At 69.5% G+C, this 18,789-nt stretch carries 14 protein-coding genes; all 14 read left to right on the top strand.

The features are described 5' to 3' along the window. Nucleotides 1-73 precede the first annotated feature (73 nt). Nucleotides 74-697 carry an XrtA/PEP-CTERM system exopolysaccharide export protein gene (locus VLG41_RS02870; protein WP_291020798.1) on the top strand — a complete coding sequence of 208 codons (624 nt, stop codon included), beginning with the start codon at nucleotides 74-76 and terminating at the stop codon, nucleotides 695-697. A gap of 68 nt (nucleotides 698-765) precedes the next feature. Then, a complete protein-coding gene (locus tag VLG41_RS02865) occupies nucleotides 766-2,334 on the top strand; it encodes an XrtA system polysaccharide chain length determinant (protein ID WP_325347892.1) in 1,569 nt (522 codons plus the stop codon). A gap of 15 nt (nucleotides 2,335-2,349) precedes the next feature. Further along, a complete protein-coding gene (locus tag VLG41_RS02860; RefSeq protein ID WP_325347891.1) occupies nucleotides 2,350-3,279 on the top strand; it encodes an XrtA-associated tyrosine autokinase in 930 nt (309 codons plus the stop codon). Nucleotides 3,280-3,297: 18 nt separating this feature from the next. Beyond that, complete coding sequence (locus tag VLG41_RS02855) at nucleotides 3,298-4,881, top strand: TIGR03016 family PEP-CTERM system-associated outer membrane protein (protein ID WP_325347890.1); 1,584 nt, start codon at nucleotides 3,298-3,300, stop codon at nucleotides 4,879-4,881. 3 nt (nucleotides 4,882-4,884) lie between these two features. Beyond that, nucleotides 4,885-6,018 carry an XrtA/PEP-CTERM system-associated ATPase gene (locus VLG41_RS02850; protein WP_325347889.1) on the top strand — a complete coding sequence of 378 codons (1,134 nt, stop codon included), beginning with the start codon at nucleotides 4,885-4,887 and terminating at the stop codon, nucleotides 6,016-6,018. Between the two features lie 22 nt (nucleotides 6,019-6,040). Then, on the top strand, nucleotides 6,041-6,907 hold the full coding sequence (locus VLG41_RS02845; protein WP_325347888.1) for an XrtA system polysaccharide deacetylase: 867 nt from the start codon (nucleotides 6,041-6,043) through the stop codon (nucleotides 6,905-6,907). Continuing rightward, nucleotides 6,900-7,955, top strand: a complete 1,056-nt coding sequence (locus VLG41_RS02840; RefSeq protein WP_325347887.1) for a FemAB family XrtA/PEP-CTERM system-associated protein — start codon at nucleotides 6,900-6,902, stop codon at nucleotides 7,953-7,955. Before VLG41_RS02845 ends, VLG41_RS02840 begins: the two co-directional genes overlap by 8 nt. A 10-nt stretch (nucleotides 7,956-7,965) precedes the next feature. Further along, nucleotides 7,966-9,174: a TIGR03087 family PEP-CTERM/XrtA system glycosyltransferase gene (locus VLG41_RS02835; RefSeq protein ID WP_325347886.1), complete on the top strand. Its 1,209-nt coding sequence runs from the start codon at nucleotides 7,966-7,968 to the stop codon at nucleotides 9,172-9,174. Nucleotide 9,175: 1 nt separating this feature from the next. Next, nucleotides 9,176-11,107 (top strand): XrtA/PEP-CTERM system amidotransferase, encoded by a 1,932-nt coding sequence (locus tag VLG41_RS02830; protein ID WP_325347885.1) that lies wholly within the window; start codon nucleotides 9,176-9,178, stop codon nucleotides 11,105-11,107. Further along, complete coding sequence (locus VLG41_RS02825) at nucleotides 11,104-12,264, top strand: TIGR03088 family PEP-CTERM/XrtA system glycosyltransferase (protein ID WP_325347884.1); 1,161 nt, start codon at nucleotides 11,104-11,106, stop codon at nucleotides 12,262-12,264. The genes VLG41_RS02830 and VLG41_RS02825 overlap by 4 nt, the downstream gene beginning before the upstream one ends. 59 nt (nucleotides 12,265-12,323) lie before the next feature. Next, nucleotides 12,324-13,643, top strand: coding sequence for a nucleotide sugar dehydrogenase (locus VLG41_RS02820; protein WP_325347883.1), 1,320 nt, complete (start codon nucleotides 12,324-12,326; stop codon nucleotides 13,641-13,643). After that, complete coding sequence (locus VLG41_RS02815; RefSeq protein WP_325347882.1) at nucleotides 13,640-16,093, top strand: glycosyltransferase; 2,454 nt, start codon at nucleotides 13,640-13,642, stop codon at nucleotides 16,091-16,093. Before VLG41_RS02820 ends, VLG41_RS02815 begins: the two co-directional genes overlap by 4 nt. Then, a complete protein-coding gene (locus tag VLG41_RS02810) occupies nucleotides 16,090-17,313 on the top strand; it encodes a glycosyltransferase family 4 protein (RefSeq protein ID WP_414652426.1) in 1,224 nt (407 codons plus the stop codon). Before VLG41_RS02815 ends, VLG41_RS02810 begins: the two co-directional genes overlap by 4 nt. After that, on the top strand, nucleotides 17,300-18,789 hold a 1,490-nt coding region (locus VLG41_RS02805; protein ID WP_325347881.1), incomplete at its 3' end, for a glycosyltransferase family 39 protein. The genes VLG41_RS02810 and VLG41_RS02805, both read left to right, overlap by 14 nt.

Genomic DNA, 18,789 nt, shown 5'->3' with positions numbered 1-18,789 from the left:
CATAGGGTGGTGGGGTATATTCGCCGACTGTTTACTTTTATTAACACTTGTCCCTTCTTTGGAGGCCGTGAGCATGCAAAAACATACGTCCATCCGCTTCCGCGTGGCCATGTTGGCGGCAGCGGCCATCCTGGCTGGTTGCGCCAGCGGCGGTTCGTATCCGCCCGCGCCTCCGGTGGCGTCCAGTGCCGCGTCGTACAACTACCTCATCGGCCCGGGCGACACGCTGTCCATCAGCGTCTGGCGCAACCCGGAGCTGTCGGCCGTGGTGCCGGTGCGCCCCGACGGCAAGGTCTCGGCCCCGCTGGTCGATGAGCTCGTGGCGCAGGGCAAGACCTCGCAGGAAATCGCCCGCGACGTCGAGAAGGCCCTGGGCAAATACGTGCGCGATCCCGTCGTCACCGTGATCGTCACCAACTTCGTCGGTTCGCACAGCGAGCAGGTGCGTGTGGTGGGCGAGGCCGTCAAGCCCCAGGCCCTGCCGTTTCGCCACAAGATGACCGTGATGGACGTGCTCATCGCCTCCGGTGGCCTGACCGAATACGCCAGTGGCAACAAGGCCACCATCGTGCGCGCCGCCGAGGGCAACAAGCGCTACAGCGTGCGCCTGGACGACCTCGTCAAACGCGGCGACATCTCCGCCAACGTCGAGATGCTGCCCGGCGACGTGCTGATCATTCCTCAGGGCTGGTTCTGACCGAACCACCCCGGTGATCACCGTCGCCCGACGGTGGTCGTGCTCGCATCGATCGTCCCGGACTCCGCATGCATGAACTGATCCATCAACTCGCCAACGCGCTGCGCGGCATGTGGCTGTACCGCCGCACCGGCGTGGCCGTGGCCTGGGCCGTGGCCCTGCTGGGCGCCGCCGCCGTGATGTTCATCCCCGACCGCTTCGAGGCGTCGGCCCGGGTGTACGTCGACACGCAGTCGATCCTTCGCCCGCTCATGGCGGGCCTCACGATCCAGCCCGACGTGGAGCAGCAGGTGGCCATGCTGGGCCGCACGCTCATCAGCCGGCCCACCATCGAGAAGCTGGTGCAGACCGAGGACCTCGGCGTGCCCCTGGCCGGCAAGCCCGAACGCGACGCCCTGGTCAGCCGCATCATGGGCAACATCCAGCTGCGCTCGACGGGCCGCGACAACCTCTACACCATCTCCTACCGCGACGAGAACCCGCAACTCGCGCTGCACGTGGTGGATGCGCTGATGAAGACCTTCATCGCCTCGCGCGAGGGCGCCTACACCGCCGACGCGCAGAACGCGCGCAAGTTCATCGAAGAGCAGATCCGCAACTACGAGAGCAAGCTGACCGAGGCCGAGACGCGCCTGAAGGACTTCCGCCTGCGCCACATCGAGATGCAGACCCAGGGCGGCATCGACATGGCCGGGCGCATGGCCGAAATCAGCACCGTGCTCAGCCAGGCGCGGCTTGAGTTGCGCGAGGCCGAGAGCGCGCGCGAGGCGGCCCGCCTGCAACTGGAGCAGGCGCGCTCGGCGGCTCGCAACGCCGCCGCCACCGTGCCGGCCCAGACGTTCTCCACCCCCGAGATCGACGCCCGCATCGACGTGCTGCGCCGCAGCCTCGACGGCCTGCTGCAACGCTTCACCGAGCAGCACCCGGACGTGCAGAACACGCGCAAGCTCATCGCCGAGCTCGAGCAGCAGAAGGCGCGCGAGGTCGAGGTGCTGCGCAAGCGCGCCCAGCAGGCCGAGGCCAGCGGCCGCCCCATGCCCGACGCGAACCCGGCGACGCAGGAGATGTCGCGCACGCTCGCAGCCACCGAGGTGCAGGTCGCCTCGCTGCGCGCCCGCGTGGCCGAGTACGAAGGCCGCGCCGCTCGCGTGCGCGAACAGGCCAAGGTGGCGCCCCAGGTCGAGGCCGAGCTGGCCCAGCTCAACCGCGACTACGACGTGCACCGCAAGAACTACGAAGACCTCGTGGCCCGGCGCGAAACCGTGGCACTGAGCGACGAACTGCAGAGCGACTCGAACGTGGCGCAGTTCCGCGTGGTGGAGCCGCCGCAGGTGTCGCGCCGCCCCGTGGCGCCCAACCGCGTGGTGCTGCTGCCCGGTGTGCTGCTCCTGGCGCTGGGCGCCGGCGTGGCGGTGGCGCTCATGGTGAGCAATCTGCGGCCGGTGTACTTCGACGCCGCCGGCCTGCGCACCTCGGTCGATCTGCCCCTGCTGGGCGTGGTCACGCAGGTGCGCAATGAGGTGATCCGTCACCGCCAGGGGCGCAGCATGCTGCGGCTGATCGTCGCGATCGGCGCGCTGGTGCTGCTGTTCGGGCTGGGCATGGTCGCCCTGTCCATTCACCAGTCATCCTTGTGATCGGGGTGTGAACAGATGGCAAGTCTGATCGAAAAAGCAGCACAACGGCTGGAGCAGCTGAGGCAGGCCGGGGCCGATGTGCCCGACATGCCCGAGGCCGTGCCCGCATCGGCGGCGGGCGCCGCGCACGCACCGGCGGGGATGCCACGGCCTCCCGTTCAGCCCCAGCGCCCCCCGACCAGCTCCAAGGTGGTCCAGCTCGATCTGGACGCGCTCACCGAGGCCGGCTTCGTGACGCCCAAGGCCCAGCGCTCGCTCACGGCCGAGCAGTTCCGCGTCATCAAGCGGCCCCTGCTGAGCAACGCCATGGGCAAGGGCGCGGCGCCCGTGACCCACGGCAACCGCATCATGGTCACCAGTGCCATGGCCGGCGAAGGCAAGACCTTCACCGCCATCAACCTGGCGATGAGCATGGCCATGGAGCTCGACCACACGGTGCTGCTGGTCGACGCCGACGTCTCGCGGCCGTCGGTCATGAAGACCCTGGGCCTGCCGTCGGGCCCGGGCCTGCTCGACCTGCTGCTGGCCAATGAGACCGAAATGTCGGACGCGCTGCTGCGCACCAACATCGACAAGCTCACGCTGCTGCCCAGCGGCACGCCGCACCAGCGCGCCACCGAACTGCTGGCCAGCGATGCGATGAGCGCGCTGGTGGAGGAGATGGGCCGCCGCTACCCCGAGCGCATCATCATTTTCGATTCGCCGCCGCTGCTGATGACCACCGAATCGCGCGTGCTGGCCACGCACATGGGGCAGATCGTGATGGTGGTGCAGGCCGGCCAGACGCAGCGCGCCCAGGTGCGCCACGCGCTGGAGACCATCGAGAACTGCCCGATCAAGCTCATGGTGCTCAACCAGGTCCGTGAAGAGGAGCGCAACTCTTACGGTTATGGATACGGCTACGGTTCCGAGCAGGCCGCGGCCGCGGCGGACACCTCCGCCTGAGCGGAATCGAGGCAGACCATGCGCCTGACCACGAGCCCCTCGACCCCGCGCCGGCGACCGCTGCGATTGAGTGCCGTGGCCCTGGCGGCCCTGGCCCTGGCGGGCATGGCGCGCGCGCAAGTGCCCGTGGAGGTGCCGGCCGCCGAAGGGCAGGACGCCATCACGCCGCAAGGCCCGCCGCCGCGCGTGTGGATCGAGCCGCGTGTGTTCGCGCGCCAGTGGTACTCCGACAACTACCTGCTCACGCCCACCGACCGCCAGGCCGAATGGACCACCGAGCTGGGCGCGTCCGTGATGGCGGTGTTCAACCTGCCGCGCCTGACCGGCAGCGTGGACTACTCGCTCAGCGCCCTGTACCAGGCGCGCGGCGTGGGCGACGAAGACCACCTGCAGGGCCTCACCGCCGATCTGCTGCTCGACGCCTGGAACAACACCGCCTTCGTCGAGTTCAACGGCAACATCGGCCGCAGCCGCATCTCGGCTTTCGACGTGCAGCCGGCCGGCGATTTCGAGCGCCCGAACCTGGCGGAGACCAAGCAGTTCCGCGTGTCGCCCTACCTGCGCGGCAGCTTCAACGACGCCGTCGACTACGAGCTGCGCTACAGCCGCTTCACCTCGCGCACCGAGGCCGACACCCGCTCCGACATCGACGAGAGCACGGTCTCCGCCCGGGTGGGCAGCAGCGAGGGCCTGTCGCGCCTGGGCTGGGCGCTGGAGGCTTCGCGCAGCGACTTCGACTACAGCCTGGGCCGCGAGGTCAAGCTGCAGCAGGTGATCGGCCAGCTGAACTACGCGCTGACCCCGACCCTGTTGGTCTTCGCCCAGGGTGGCCGCGAATCCAACGACCTGCTCACGACCGACATGGAGTCCTACTCCACCTGGGGTGGTGGCTTCGACTGGCGGCCCACCCAGAACGCGCGCGTCGCCCTGGGGGCCAACAAACGCTTCTTCGGCCACGACCACAACCTGCAGCTGGAATACCAGATGCGCCGCTCGGTGGTGCGCTTCACGGACTCGCGCGACATCTCCACCAGCCAGTTCGGCCTGGGTGACGAGAACACCACGCTGTCGGGCCTGCTCGACGCCCTGTACGGCGGCTCCATTCCCGACCCCGTGCAGCGCGCCCAACGCGTGCAGTCCGAACTCGATCGCCTGGGCCTGCCCGGCGATCTCACGGATTTCCCGGGCTACCTCACCTCATTCGTCACCGAGCAGCGCACCCAGGAGCTCTCCTTCGTGATGCTGCTCAGCCGCGGCGCCCTCACGGCCGCCATCAATCGCACGCGCTCGAACCAGCTCAACACCGGCCTGGCCGCCAGTGACGACTTCAGCCTCGCGGGCGAGGTCCTGGAGAAGGGCTGGACGGTGGGCTACGCGCACCGCCTCACGCCCCGCACGGCGGCCAGCATCGTCTACCAGCGCCAGGACAACGAGGGCGTGGGCACCGCGCTGCGCAACCGCCTCGATTCGATCACCCTGGGGCTGACCTCGCGCCTGAGCGCGCGCACCACCGGCGTGCTGCTGCTGCGCCGTTCGGCCTTCGACGCAACCTTCCCCTACCGGGAAACGGCCATCCAGGCCATGGTTTCCCATCGGTTCTGACCCATGTACGAAGCCTTCTACGGGCTCAAGAGCAAGCCGTTCCAGCTCAACCCGGACCCGCGTTTCTATTTCTCGGGCAAGCCGCACCGCCGCGCGCGCTCGTACCTCGTGTACGGCGTCATGCGCGGCGAGGGCTTCATCGTCATCACCGGCGAGGTCGGTGCCGGCAAGACGACCATCGTGCGCGACCTGCTCGACAGCCTGGAAAACGGCTCGGTGGTGGCGGCGCAACTGGTGAGCACGCAACTGGGCGCCGAGGACGCGCTCAAGCTCGTGTGCGGTGCCTTCGGCGTGTCGGTCAAGGGCACGGGCAAGGCCGACATGCTCATGGCCCTGGAGGCCTACTTCATCACCCAGGTCTCCCAGGGCAAGCGCTGCCTGCTCATCGTCGACGAGGCGCAGAACCTGCAGCCCCAGGCGGTGGAAGAGCTGCGCATGCTCTCCAACTTCCAGTTCGGCGACCAGGCCCTGCTGCAGACCTTCCTGATCGGCCAGCCCGAATTCCGCGACATCCTGCAGAGCCCGCGCATGCTGCAACTGCGCCAGCGCGTCACGGCGCGCTGCCACCTGGGCCCGCTCGACGAGGAGGACACGCGCGGCTACGTGGAGCACCGCCTCAAATGCGCGGGCGCCACCGACAGGCCCAGCTTCGATGAGGCCATCTTCGCGCAACTGCATCACGAGACGGGCGGCATCCCCCGGCGCATCAACCTGCTGATGGACCGGCTGTTGCTGCAGGGCTTCCTGGCCGAGGCGCCGCACCTCACGATCGAGGCCTTCCAGGAGGTGGTGAACGAAGCCAAGGCAGAGACCGCGGCCTCGCCCACGCGCACCTCGCCCGACGCCGAACGCTGGGGCCCGCTGGCCGAAGTCCACCCGCGCGGCTTGCCGCCCACGCTGACCGATCAGGTCGAAGCCCTGGACCTGGACCTGGACCCGGCCTTGATCGAGGGCATGTCCGAGCAGCTCACGCAGGTCACGGCCGAACAGCTCAGCGCGCGGCTGCTGCGCATCGAACGCAGCGTGCTGCGCCAGGAACGCATCAGCCTGGAAATACTCAGCTCGCTGCGGCGCATCGTCGCGGGCGCCCGCAAGGGACGCAACGGCGCCAGCCCGTCGAACGACACGCCCGGCTGAGGCGACTTCAGGGGAGAACCTCATGTTGATGAAGACCGATCGAAAGAACGCGCTGACCATCGACGTGGAAGACTACTTCCAGGTCTCCGCCATGGCGCCCTACATCCGGCGCAGCGACTGGGACAGTTGCGAGTGCCGCGTCGAGCGCAACGTCGACCGCATCCTGGCCATCCTGGCCGAAGAGGGCGCCCAGGCCACCTTCTTCACCCTGGGCTGGGTGGCCGAGCGTTACCCGGCCATGGTGCGGCGCATCGTCGAGCAGGGCCATGAACTCGCCAGCCACGGCTATGGGCATCAGCGCGTGAGCGACCTCGACCAGACCGACTTCCGCGACGACGTGGTGCGCGCCAAGCGCGTGCTCGAGGACACCGGCGGCGTGGAGGTGCTGGGCTACCGCGCGCCCAGTTTCTCCATCGGCGAGCGCAACCTCTGGGCGCTGGACGTGCTGGCCGACACCGGCCACCGCTACAGCTCGAGCATCTACCCGGTGCGCCACGACCACTACGGTTCGCCCGATGCGCCGCGCTTCATGCACACGGTGCGCGAGGGCCTGATCGAGGTGCCGCCCACCACCTTGCGGCTGTTCAGCCGCAACCTGCCGTCCAGCGGCGGCGGCTACTTCCGCCTGCTGCCCTACAGCCTTTCGCGCTGGATGATCGAGGCCGTCAACCGGCGCGACGGCGAGTCCGCCATCTTCTACTTCCACCCCTGGGAGATCGACGCCGAGCAGCCCCGCGTGCCCGGCATCGACCTGAAGACGCGCTTTCGCCACTACGTGAACATCGAGCGCAACGAGGCCAAGCTGCGCCGGCTCCTGAAGGACCTGCCCTGGGGCCGCATGGACCAGATCTTCCTCGGGCGCCGGCAGGCAGAGGTGGCGCTTGCCTGATGCCGCGGCGCTGAGCCTGCACCGCCTCGACGGCAGCCGCGCCGAGGAGGCGGCGCGCTGGGACGCCTTCGTCACGGCCTGCCCCGAGGCCACCTTCTTCCACCGCGCGGGCTGGGAACGCATCACCCGCGAGGTACTGCGCCACGACACGCACTTCCTCTACGCCGAGTCGCACGGCCAGATCCGCGGCGTGCTGCCGCTGGCCCGCGTGCACAGCCGCCTGTTCGGCCACTCGCTGAGCAGCCTGCCGTTCGCGGCCTACGGTGGCGTGGCCGCGCTCGACGACGAAGCCCGCGCCGCGCTGGAGGCCGAAGCCCAGGCGATCGCCCAGCGCCTGGGCGTGGAGCACCTGGAGCTGCGCCACATCGAACGCCGCCACCCCGACTGGCCCGCGCAGGACCAGCTCTACGTCACCTTCCGCAAACCTATCGAGCCCACGGAAGAGGCCAACATGCAGGCCATTCCGCGCAAGCAGCGCGCCATGGTGCGCAAGGGCATCAAGCTCGGCCTGGTCTCGCACATCGACCCCGGCGTGGACCGCTTCTTCGCGCTCTACGCCAGCAACGTGCACCGCCATGGCACGCCCGCGCTCTCGCGCCGCTACTTCCAGGCCCTGCGCGACACCTTCGGTGACGACTGCGAGGTGCTCACCGTCACGTCCGCCGACGGCCAGCCCCTGACCAGCGTGCTGAGCTTCTACTTCCGCGACGAGGTGCTGCCCACCTTCGCCGGCGACGACCCGGCCGCGCGCGACCTCGCCGCCAACGACTTCAAGTACTGGGAACTCATGCGCCGCGCCTGCGCGCGCGGTCTCAAGGTGTTCGACTACGGCCGCAGCAAGGTGGGCACCGGCCCGTATCACTTCAAGCGCAACTGGGGCTTCGAGCCCACGCCGCTGCACTACGAGTACCGCCTGTACAAGCGCGAGGGCATTCCGCAGAACAACCCCGCCAACCCCAAGTACAGGCTGATGATCGAGACGTGGCGGCGCCTGCCCTTGCCCGTGGCGAACTGGCTCGGCCCCCATATCGTCAGGAACCTGGGATGAGGGCAGGGCGATGACACCGCTGCTGTACCTCGTCCACCGCATGCCGTACCCGCCCGACAAGGGCGACAAGGTGCGCTCGTACCACCTGCTGCGCCACCTGCAGCAGCGCCACCGCGTCTTTCTGGCTACCTTCATCGACGACCCCGCCGACGAAGCGCACCTGGACGCCCTGCGCACCCTGTGCCCCGACCTGTACGTCGCGCGCCTGAACCCGCGCTGGCGCAAGCTGGCCAGCGCGCGCGCCCTGCTCACGGGCGAGGCGCAGTCGCTCGCCTACTACCGCCACGCCGGCCTGCGCCGCTGGGTGCGGCAGGTGGCGGCCCAGCACCGGCCCGCCGCCAGCGTGGTGTTCTCCTCCACCATGGCGCCGTACGCGCACGAGTTGCTGCCCCAGGTGCCCATGCTGGTCGATCTGGTGGACGTGGACTCGGCCAAGTGGACGCAGTACGCCCCCGCGCACCGCTGGCCCCTGTCCTGGCTGTACCGCCGCGAAGGCCGGCGCCTGCTCGCGCACGAGCGCGACATGGCCCTGGCCGCGCGCCGAAGCTTCCTGGTCACGCAGCAGGAAGTGGAGCTCTTCGACTCGCTCGCGCCCGAATGCGGTGGCCGCGTGGAAGCCGCCGGCAACGGCGTGGACGCCGAGCGCTTCCGCCCCGATCCGGCGCTGCCGTCGCCCTTCGCCGCGGACGAGCGCGCCATCGTCTTCACCGGCGCCATGGACTACTGGCCCAACGTGGACGCGGTGCAGTGGTTCGCCAGCGAGGTGCTGCCGCGCGTCCGCGAGCGCGAGCCGCGCGCCAGTTTCTGGATCGTGGGCCGCAACCCCACGCCGGCCGTGCAGGCGCTGGCCAGCGAGGCCGTGCACGTCACCGGCACCGTGCCGCAGGTGGAGCCCTACCTGCAACACGCCGCGGCCGTGGTCGCGCCGCTGCGCGTGGCGCGGGGCATTCAGAACAAGATCCTGGAGGCCATGGCCATGGGGCAACCCGTGATCACCGTCTCCTCCTGCGCCGAGCCCATCGGCGCCTCGGCCGAGCAGGGCCTGTGGCGCTGCGACCAGGCCGACTGCTTCGTGCAGGGCGTGCTCGCCTGGCTGGCCGACCCCGTGCGGCGCCAGCGCCTGGGCGTTGCCGCGCGCGAACACGTCGTCAAGAACTTCAGCTGGCAGGCCAATCTCGATCGCCTCACGGCCTGGCTGCCTCGTACGGAGAGCACCTGATATGTGCGGCATCGCCGGCCTGTTCGACCCCGTGGGCCTGCGGCCCTTCGACCCCGCGCTGATGCGCCGCATCAACGACGTGCAGTCCCATCGCGGCCCCGACGGCGACGGCCTGCACCTGGAGCCGGGCCTGGCCTTCGGCCACCGCCGCCTGGCGGTGATCGATCTGTCCACCGGCGACCAGCCGCTGTTCAGTGAAGACGGCAGCGTCGCCATCGTCTTCAACGGCGAGATCTACAACTTCCAGCAGCTCGTGCCCGAGCTGCGCTCGCTGGGTTTCAAGTTCCGCACGCGCAGCGACACCGAGGTCATCGTCAACGCCTGGCGCGCCTGGGGACCGGCCTGCGTGCAGCGCCTGCGCGGCATGTTCGCCTTCGCGCTGTGGGACCGCCACCAGCAGACGCTCTTCCTCGCGCGCGACCGCCTGGGCGTCAAGCCGCTGCACTACGCCTGGCTGCCCGATGGCAGCTTCGTCTTCGGTTCCGAACTCAAGGTCATCACCTCGCACCCGGGCTTTGAGCGCCGCATCGACCCGCTGGCCGTGGAGGAGTACTTCTCGCTCGGTTACGTGGCCGACCCGCGCTGCATCTACCAGGGCGTGCACAAGCTGCCCTCGGCCCACACGCTGACGCTGCGCCGCGGTGGCCCGGCGCGCCCCGAACCCCAGCCGTACTGGGACGTGCGCTTCACCACCGACAACCCCATCAGCGAGGCCGACGCCCAGGCCGAAGTGCGCGAGCGCCTGAAGGAATCGGTGCGCCTGCGCATGATCGCCGACGTGCCGCTGGGCGCCTTCCTCTCGGGCGGTGTGGATTCCAGCGCCGTGGTGGCCAGCATGGCCGGCCTGTCCGATGCGCCGGTGCACACCTGCGCCATCGGCTTCGACGACCCGCGCTTCAACGAATCGGACTTCGCGAAGATGGTGGCCGACCGCTACCGCACCGACCACACGCTCGACGTGGTGGGCAGCGAGGACTTCGACCTCATCGACACCCTGGCCTGGCTGTACGACGAACCCTTCGCCGACAGCTCGGCCATTCCCACCTACCGCGTGTGCCAGATGGCGCGCCAGCACGTGACCGTGGCTTTGTCGGGCGACGGTGGCGACGAGAGCTTCGGTGGCTACCGCCGCTACCGCCTGCACCTGGGCGAGGAGGCCCTGCGCCGGCGCCTGCCGCTGGGCCTGCGCCGCCCGGTCTTCGGTCCGCTGGGCCAGATCTACCCCAAGGCCGACTGGGCGCCGCGCCCGCTGCGCGCCAAGACCACCTTCCAGGCCCTGGCCATGGACAGCGTCGAGGCCTACCACCACAGCATGTCGCACCTGCGCGCCGATCAGCGCAGCGCGCTCTTCAACGCGGGCTTCAAGCGCCAGCTCAATGGCTACAGCGCGCTCGACGTCTTCACGCACCACGCCGAGCACGCGCAGACCGACGACCCACTGGCGCTCATCCAATACCTGGACTACAAGACCTGGCTGGTCGGCGACATCAACACCAAGGTGGACCGCGCCAGCATGGCGCATTCGCTGGAGGTGCGCGAGCCGCTGATGGACCACGAGTTGATCGAGTGGTTGGCCACGCTGCCCAGCCACCTCAAGATCGACGGCAGCGAGGGCAAGGCCCTGCTCAAGCGCGCCATGGAGCCCATGTTGCCGCACGACGTGCTGTACCGCCCGAAGATGGGCTTCTCGGTGCCGCTGGCCGACTGGTTGCGCGGTCCGCTGGCCGGCCGCGTGAAGGAAGCCGTGTTGGGCGAGCGCCTGCGAGACTCGGGCTATTTCGAGGAGCGCCAGCTTCGGCGCCTGGTGGACGAACACCAGCGCGGTACCGGCGACCACGCCACGCCTCTGTGGATGCTGGTGATGTTCGAGGCCTTCCTGCGCCACCATGAGGCGGGCGCGAAGGCCGAAAGCGCGGCGGGGGCGCTCGCATGACGACTGCGCCCTCGCGCCCCTTGCGGGTGCTGCACGTGGTCTACCGATTCGACATCGGCGGGCTGGAGAACGTCATCGTGGAGCTCATCAACCGCTTGCCAACTGCGCGTTTCGAGCACGTGGTGCTGTCGCTCACCACGGTGGGCGAGTTCGCGCAGCGTGTGGAGACGCCAGGCGTGCGCTTCATCGCGCTCGACAAGCCGCCCGGCCACACCTTCGGCCAGTACCACCGCATCTGGCGGCTGATGCGCGAACTGCGCCCCGACGTGCTGCACACCTGCAACATCGCGCCGCTGGAGGTGGTGCCGGTGGCCTGGCTCGCCGGCGTGCCCACGCGCGTGCACGTCGAGCATGGCTGGGACGCGCCCGACCTGCAGGGCGAGAACCGCAAGTACCGGTGGATGCGCCGCATCTACCGGCCTTTCGTGAGTCATTTCGTCTCCGTGTCGGCGGATCTGGACCGCTACCTGGAGGCGGGCGTGGGCGTGCGCGCCGACAGGCGCTCCGTGATCAGCAATGGCGTCGACACCCAGCGCTTTCGGCCCGGTGCGGATACCTTGCCGCCCGACTGTCCGTTCCGCCCGGGCGAGCACTGGATTGTCGGCGCAGTGGGCCGCATGGTGACGGTCAAGAACCAGACCCTGCTGGCCCGCGCGTTCGTCCGCCTGCTGCAGCAGCGCCCCGAACTGGCCCGGCGGGCCCGCCTGGTCATGCTGGGCGACGGCCACCTGAAGAGCGATGTCGAGGCCATCCTGCGGGAGGCGGGCCGGCTCGAACTGGCCTGGCTGCCCGGCTCGCGGCGCGACGTCGCCGAGGTGCTGCCCGGGCTGGATGTTTTCGTGCTGCCCTCGCTGGCCGAAGGCACCTCTTGCACATTGCAGGAAGCCATGGCCTGTGCGCGGCCGGTGCTGGCTACCGCGGTGGGCGGCACGCCCGACCTCATCCGCCATGGCGTGGATGGCCTGTTGGTGCCGGGGGAGGATTCGCAGGCCATGGCCGATGCGCTGATGGTCCTGCACGACGACACCGCCCTGGCCGAGCGGCTCGGCGCGGCGGCCCGGCGCAAGGCCGTCGAGACCTTTTCCGTCGATGCCATGGTGAATGGCTATCAGGCGTTGTTTGCGAAGCACCACAGTGTGTCGCCCATGCCGGTGTGAGCGGGGCACCAGCACCCGGCCAGGCCACCGTTTCGAGGTCCCAGAAAGGAAGGAACGCCATGAACGTGTCGGTATTCGGACTGGGATATGTCGGCGCCGTCTCGTGCGCGTGTCTGCCGGAACTCGGCCACGATGTCGTCGGTGTCGATATCTCGCCGCGCAAGATCGAGCTGATCAACAGCGGGCAGTCGCCGGTGGTGGAGCGGGGCATCAACGAGTTGATCACCGCGGCGGTGAACGCGGGCCGGCTGCGCGCCACCCAAGACGCGTTCGCCGCCGTGCGCGACACCGACGTCTCGCTGATTTCGGTGGCCACGCCGGCCAATGACGACCAGACCCCCGACCTGAGCGCCGTGCTGACCGTGGTGAAGTCCATCGGCGAGGCCATCGCGGCCAAGGAGGGGCACCACACCGTGGTGCTGCGCAGCACCGTGCAGCCCGGCACCACGGCCGAGCGCATCGCGCCGGTGCTGCAGGCCAGCGCGGGCCGGCGCATCGGCGAGCGCCTGTCGCTGGTGTTCAACCCCGAGTTCCTGCGCGAGGGCTCCTCGGTGGAGGACTTCCACCGGCCGCCCCAGACCGTCATCGGTTCGCTCGATCCGTACGGCCACGAGGTCATGGACCGCCTCTACCATGGCCTGCCCGGTGCCGTGGTGCACACCACCGTCGAGGTGGCCGAGTCGGTGAAATACCTGTGCAACGTGTTCCATGCGCTCAAGATCGTCTTTGCCAACGAAACCGGGACCGTGCTGAAGGCGTGCGGACTCGACGCGCGGGAGGTCATGAGAATCTTCTGCCAGGACCATCGGCTCAACATCTCGCCGGCCTACCTGCGGCCCGGTTTCGCCTTCGGCGGCTCCTGCCTGCCCAAGGAGGTGAAGGGTTTCCTCACCCTGGCGCACGAGAAGAACGTCGCCATACCGACGATCGGCGGACTGCTGGACAGCAACGCCGCGCACATCGAGCGGGCCTACCGCATGATCGCGCGCGATGGCCGGCGCAAGGTGGCGCTGTTCGGCCTGGCCTTCAAGCCCGGCACCGACGACCTGCGCGACTCCCCCCTGGTGGTGCTCGCCGAACGCCTGATCGGGCGCGGCTTCGACATCGCCATCTACGACAACTGCGTCGAAATCAGCCGGCTGCTGGGCAAGAACAAGGAATTCATCCAGCGTGAAATTCCTCACCTGAACCGCCTGTTGGGCGACACGCCCGCCGCCGTGCTCGAGGGCGCGCAGATCGTCGTGGTGGGCCACGCGGACGCTCAGGCGCGCCAGGCCGTCATCGCCGCGGCCCCGGGCAAACGCATCGTGGACCTGTCGGGCTATGCGGACATTCGCGAGGCGGCCACCGACTTCGACTACGAGGGCATCTGCTGGTGAAGAAGCCGCATCTGCTGTTCGTCTCGCCCGTTTTCCTGTTCCCGAACGACGCGGGTGGGAAGATTCGCAGCACCAACATCCTGCGCGGCCTGCGCTCGGGCGCGTTCGAGCTGACGCTCATGAGTCCCGCCTCGCCCGATCAGTTGACGCGCTGGAAGACCGAGCTCGAGGGCGCGGCGGACCACTTCATCGCATGGCGCCCGTCGCCGCCACGCCCACGCTGGCGTCGGGCGATCGACCTGATGGGCACGCTGCCCGTGAACGTGGCCGCCGACGACGACCCGGTGGCGCGGTCCGCCGTGCGCGACGCGTTGCGATCGCGGCGCTTCGATCTGGTGGTGTTCGATTTCGTGCACGCGGCGGTGCTCGCGCCGCCGGACCTCACCGTTCGCAGCGTCTGTTTCACCCACAACATCGAGGCCGAGATCTTCGAGCGCCACGCCCAGCAGGCGCGCCGGCCCTGGATGCGGCACATCTGGAGCGCGCAGCACGGCAAGATGAAGCGCTTCGAACAGCAGGCCCTGAGCGCCTTCGACGCCGTCATCACCGTGTCCGGGCGCGACGCGCGGGCGTTTCGCGCGGACTACGGCCTGCGCCGCGTACACGACATCCCGACCGGGGTCGATCTGGACCATTTCACCGCGTCCCTGCCGCCCCCGGTGACGCGCGAGCAGCCGCCGGTGGCCGTCTTCACCGGGGCCATGGACTGGGCGGCCAACATCGACGGCGTGAATCATTTTCTCGACCACGTCTGGCCGCGGGTGCTCGCGCGGTGCCCCGAGGCCCGTTTCGTGATCGTGGGCCGGCAACCGCCCGCCGCCCTGCAGGCGCGCGCGCGAGACCTGCCCGGCGTCACCTGCACCGGCTACGTCGACGACGTGCGGCCCTACGTGCGGGCGGCCCAGGCCTTCGTCATCCCCTTGCGGGTGGGCGGGGGAACGCGCATCAAGGCCTTCGAGGCCATGGCCATGGGCTGCCCGGTCGTGTCGACGACGATCGGCATGGAAGGCTTGGACGTGCGGGATGGTGAACACTACCTGTGCCGCGACGATCCGCATGCGCAAGCCGACGCCGTGCTCGAGCTGTTCCAGGACGCGGCTCTGCGCGAACGCTTGTCGCGAGCGGCGCGTCAATGCGTCGAGACCCTCTTCGGGCACCGCAAGGCCGCCAGCGTGTTCGAACGCATCTGCCTCGAGGTCCTGGGGGCGGCCGTGGCACCATCCCCCGCCGATGCCTTTTCCCCACCGGGTCCCCATGCCCTCAGCGACCGCCAAAGGCCCATGCGCATCCTGTACCACCACCGCACCGCCAGCAAAGACGGCCAGGCCGTACACATCGAGGAAATGATCGAGGCCCTGCGCGGTCTGGGCCACGAGGTGCGCATCGTCGCGCCCGCCGTGGGCGGAGACGAGGGCCGCATGGGCGATGACGTGGGCTGGGTGCACCGCCTCAAGGCCATGCTGCCGCGCGCGATCTACGAACTCATGGAGCTGGGCTACAGCCTGGTCGCCTACCGCAAGCTCGTGGCCGCCGCACGCGAGTTCCAGCCTGACGTCATCTACGAGCGCTACAACCTGTTCCTGCTGGCCGGTCTCATGGCCAAGCGCAAGCTCGGCCTGCCGCTGCTGCTGGAGGTGAACGCCCCGCTGGTGCTCGAGCGCGAGCAGCACAGCGGCGGTCTGTCGCTCAAGCGCCTGGCGCGCTGGGCCGAAGGCACGGCCTGGCGCGGCGCCGACGCCGTGCTGCCGGTGACGGCCGTGCTCGCCGAGCACGTGAAGGCCTATGGCGTGCCGGCCGAACGCATCCACGTGGTGCCCAACGGCATCAACCGCGCCCACTTCGACGAGGCGCCCGCGCGCGACGAAGCCAAGCGGCGCCTGAACCTGCAGGGCCGCCTGGTGCTGGGCTTCACCGGCTTCGTGCGCGAATGGCATGGCGTGGACCGCATCATCGACTGGATGGCCACGCCCGACGCGCCGCCCGAGTCCCACCTGCTGATGGTGGGCGACGGCCCGGTGCGCGGCGCGCTGGAGGCGCAGGCCGCGCGCCTCGGGCTGTCCGATCGGGTCACGTTCACCGGCGTGGTGCACCGCGACGCCGTGCCCGCGCACGTGGCGGCCTTCGACATCGCGCTGCAGCCCGCCGTCACGTCCTACGCCTCGCCGCTCAAGCTGATGGAGTACCTGGCCCTGGGCAAGGCGGTGGTGGCGCCGGCCACGCCCAACCTCATGGAGGTGCTCACGCACGAGCTCAACGCGCTGCTGTTCGACGAACAGGGCCGTGGCGCATTGGAGGCCGCGCTCACCCGCGTGTGCCGCGACGCCGCGTTGCGCGAGCGCCTGGGCGAGGGCTCGGCCCACACCATCGAGCGCCTGCAGCTCACCTGGTTGGGCAACGCGCGGCGCGCGGTGGCCCTGGCACAGGCGGCCCAGGGCAGGGGAACGGCGTGAAACCGATCAAGGTCCTGCTCTTCTCCTCGCTGTTTCCCAGCAGCGTGCGTCCCATCCACGGCATCTTCGTCGAGACGCGGCTGCGTGAGCTGGTCAAGAGCGGCGAAGTCGAGGCCAAGGTCGTCGCGCCCGTGCCCTGGTTCCCGTCCACCGCGAAACGCTTTGGCGAATACGCGCAGTTCGCCGCCACCTCCCGGCATGAGCACCGCAACGGGCTGGAGGTGTTCCACCCGCGCTACCTGCTGCTGCCCAAGGTGGGCATGAACCTGGCGCCCTGGGCCATGGCGCTCGCGGCGCTGCCACTGCTCAAACGCATCCGGCGCGAGGGCTTTGACTTCGACCTCATCGACGCCCACTACTACTACCCCGACGGCGTGGCCGCCGGCCTGCTCGCCAAGTGGCTGGGCAAGCCTTTCGTGGTGACGGCGCGCGGCACCGACCTCAACCTCATCCCGCAGTACGCCTACCCGCGTCGCCTGATCCTGGAGACGGCCGCGCGTGCCAGCGGCTCCATCGGCGTGTGCCAGGCGCTCATGGATTCGCTGCGTGATCTGGGCGGCGAGCCGTCCAAGCTGCACGTGCTGCGCAACGGCGTCGACCTCGAGCGCTTCGTGCCCGAGCCGCGTGAACGGGCGCGTGAGCGCCTGGGCCTGGCGGTGGACGGGCACTACCTGTTGTCGGTCGGACATCTGATCGAGCGCAAGGGCCACCACATCGCCATCGAAGCGCTCACGCAACTGCCCGGTGTCACGCTGCTCATCGCCGGCTCCGGCCCCGACCGGTCGAAGCTGGAGGCCCTGGCCAAGCGCCTGGGCGTGGCCGATCGCGTGCGCTTCGCCGGCGTGGTGCCGCAGGCCGAGCTGAAGTGGTGGTACGCCGCGGCCGACGTGCTCACCCTGTGCAGCAGCCGCGAAGGCTGGGCCAACGTCTTGCTGGAAGCCATGGCCTGCGGTACACCCGTGATCGCCACCAACATCTGGGGCACGCCCGAGGTGGTGAGCACGCCGGACGCGGGCCGCCTGATGCGTGATCGCGACGCGGCCTCGCTGGCCGATGCCTGGCGTGAGCTCATGGCGGCGCTGCCGGCGCGCGAGGCGGTGCGCCGGCACGCGGAACGTTTCTCGTGGGAGGAGACGACCCAGGGGCAGCTCGATCTGTTCCGGTCGGTGATCAGGCCCCCGTCTCTTGTGGTGCGAGGACAAGGACATGACATCGCGTAGTTCCTGGTGGCTCGCCAGCGCCGCGTTGATCGCGGTGCTGGCCCTGCTCTGGTGGCAGTCGCCGCGCGGCGGCGCCTTCTGGTGGAGCGACGCCGCCCGCCACGCGCTCAACGCCGCCTTCGTGACCGACCTGCTGCGCGACCTGCCCTGGCAGGACCCGGCGGGCTACGCCTACCGCTACTACGCGCAGTACCCCGCGCTCACCATCCTGTTCTACCCGCCGCTGCTCTATGCGCTGACCGCGCCGTTCTATGCGTTGTTCGGCGTCTCACACGAGGTGGCGCTGGGGGTGGTGTTCCTGCACTACTTCGCCTTCGGCCTGGGCTGCTGGCGCCTGGCGCGCTGCTGGCTCGATCCGCTGCCCGCGCTGGCTTTCGCGCTGCTGATGGTGCTGCTGCCCGAGATCGCGCTGTGGGGCCGTCAGGTGATGACCGAGGTGCCGGCCTACGCCTTCCTGGTCTGGAGCGCGGTGGCCTTCGTCGAGCACCGGCGCAGCGGACGTTTCGGCCTGCTCTACCTGGCCGCGGCCCTGCTGGTGCTGGCCATGTACACCAAGATCACGGTGGGTTTCGTGGGCCTGGTCTACCTCGTGGTGCTGGCGCGGGAGCAGGGCGCGGACCTGTGGCGGCGCAAGCACCACTGGGCCATCGCCGCGCTCGCTCTCATCGGCCTGGTCCCGCTGATCGTCATGACCCTGAAATTCGGGCAGGCCAACGTGCAGTCGGTGGCCGGCGTGGCCGATGCGGCCGCCTCCCGGGCGAGCCTGCAGGGCTGGCTGTGGTACCTGCGGCAGATGCCATCGCAGATGGGCTGGCCGCTGCTGGCCGTGGCGATCTGGGGCGCCTGGCGGGCCTGGCGCCAGCGCGCCACGCTGCCGTGGCTGGGCCTGTGGCTCACCTGGTTCGTGGTGGCTTACCTGTTCTTCTCCCTGATCGACCTCAAGGAAGCGCGCCACAGCGTATTCCTTCTGCTGCCCGTGGCTTTCGTGGCGGTGTGGGCCGTGCAGGACCTGCTGCCGCACGCGCCGGGACACCTGGCGCTGCTGTCGCTGGTGCTGTCCACCGGCGCCATCACACTCGGCTGGCGCCCCGTGCCCTACGTGGACGGCTACGCGCGTGTGGTCGACGAGATCGCGCGCCGCGCGCCGCACGACAGCGTGGTGCTGTTCTCCGGCTACCGCGACGGCTCCTTCATCTTCAACCTGCGCGCGCGCGAGGACCGGCGCGACCTGAGCGTGCTGCGCGCCGACAAGCTGCTGCTGCGCGTGGCCGTGCGCCGCGAGCTCGGCGTGGAAGAAAAATCGCTGAGCGAGGCGGAACTCGGCCAACGGCTCAACGATCAAGGCGTGCACTACGTGGTGATGCAACCCGGCTTCTGGACCGACCTGGAGGCCATGCGCCGCTTCGAGCGCCTCATGGCCAGCCCGCAGTTCGAAGCGGTCGCGCGCATCCCCACGCCCGCCAACCACCGCGCCCA

The organism is Hydrogenophaga sp., from assembly GCF_035481345.1.
Classification (GTDB): Bacteria; Pseudomonadota; Gammaproteobacteria; order Burkholderiales; family Burkholderiaceae_C; genus Hydrogenophaga.
This window is presented reverse-complemented; position numbering and strand designations above follow the sequence as displayed.

Bases quoted from the DNA above. Each gene is read 5' to 3' on its own strand.
- VLG41_RS02870 (WP_291020798.1), top strand. From the start codon at position 74: ATGCAAAAACATACGTCCATCCGCTTCCGCGTGGCCATGTTGGCGGCA.
- VLG41_RS02835 (WP_325347886.1), top strand. From the start codon at position 7,966: ATGACACCGCTGCTGTACCTCGTCCACCGCATGCCGTACCCGCCCGAC.
- VLG41_RS02865 (WP_325347892.1), top strand. From the start codon at position 766: ATGCATGAACTGATCCATCAACTCGCCAACGCGCTGCGCGGCATGTGG.
- VLG41_RS02845 (WP_325347888.1), top strand. From the start codon at position 6,041: ATGTTGATGAAGACCGATCGAAAGAACGCGCTGACCATCGACGTGGAA.
- VLG41_RS02855 (WP_325347890.1), top strand. From the start codon at position 3,298: ATGCGCCTGACCACGAGCCCCTCGACCCCGCGCCGGCGACCGCTGCGA.
- VLG41_RS02830 (WP_325347885.1), top strand. From the start codon at position 9,176: ATGTGCGGCATCGCCGGCCTGTTCGACCCCGTGGGCCTGCGGCCCTTC.
- VLG41_RS02850 (WP_325347889.1), top strand. From the start codon at position 4,885: ATGTACGAAGCCTTCTACGGGCTCAAGAGCAAGCCGTTCCAGCTCAAC.
- VLG41_RS02860 (WP_325347891.1), top strand. From the start codon at position 2,350: ATGGCAAGTCTGATCGAAAAAGCAGCACAACGGCTGGAGCAGCTGAGG.
- VLG41_RS02825 (WP_325347884.1), top strand. From the start codon at position 11,104: ATGACGACTGCGCCCTCGCGCCCCTTGCGGGTGCTGCACGTGGTCTAC.
- VLG41_RS02820 (WP_325347883.1), top strand. From the start codon at position 12,324: ATGAACGTGTCGGTATTCGGACTGGGATATGTCGGCGCCGTCTCGTGC.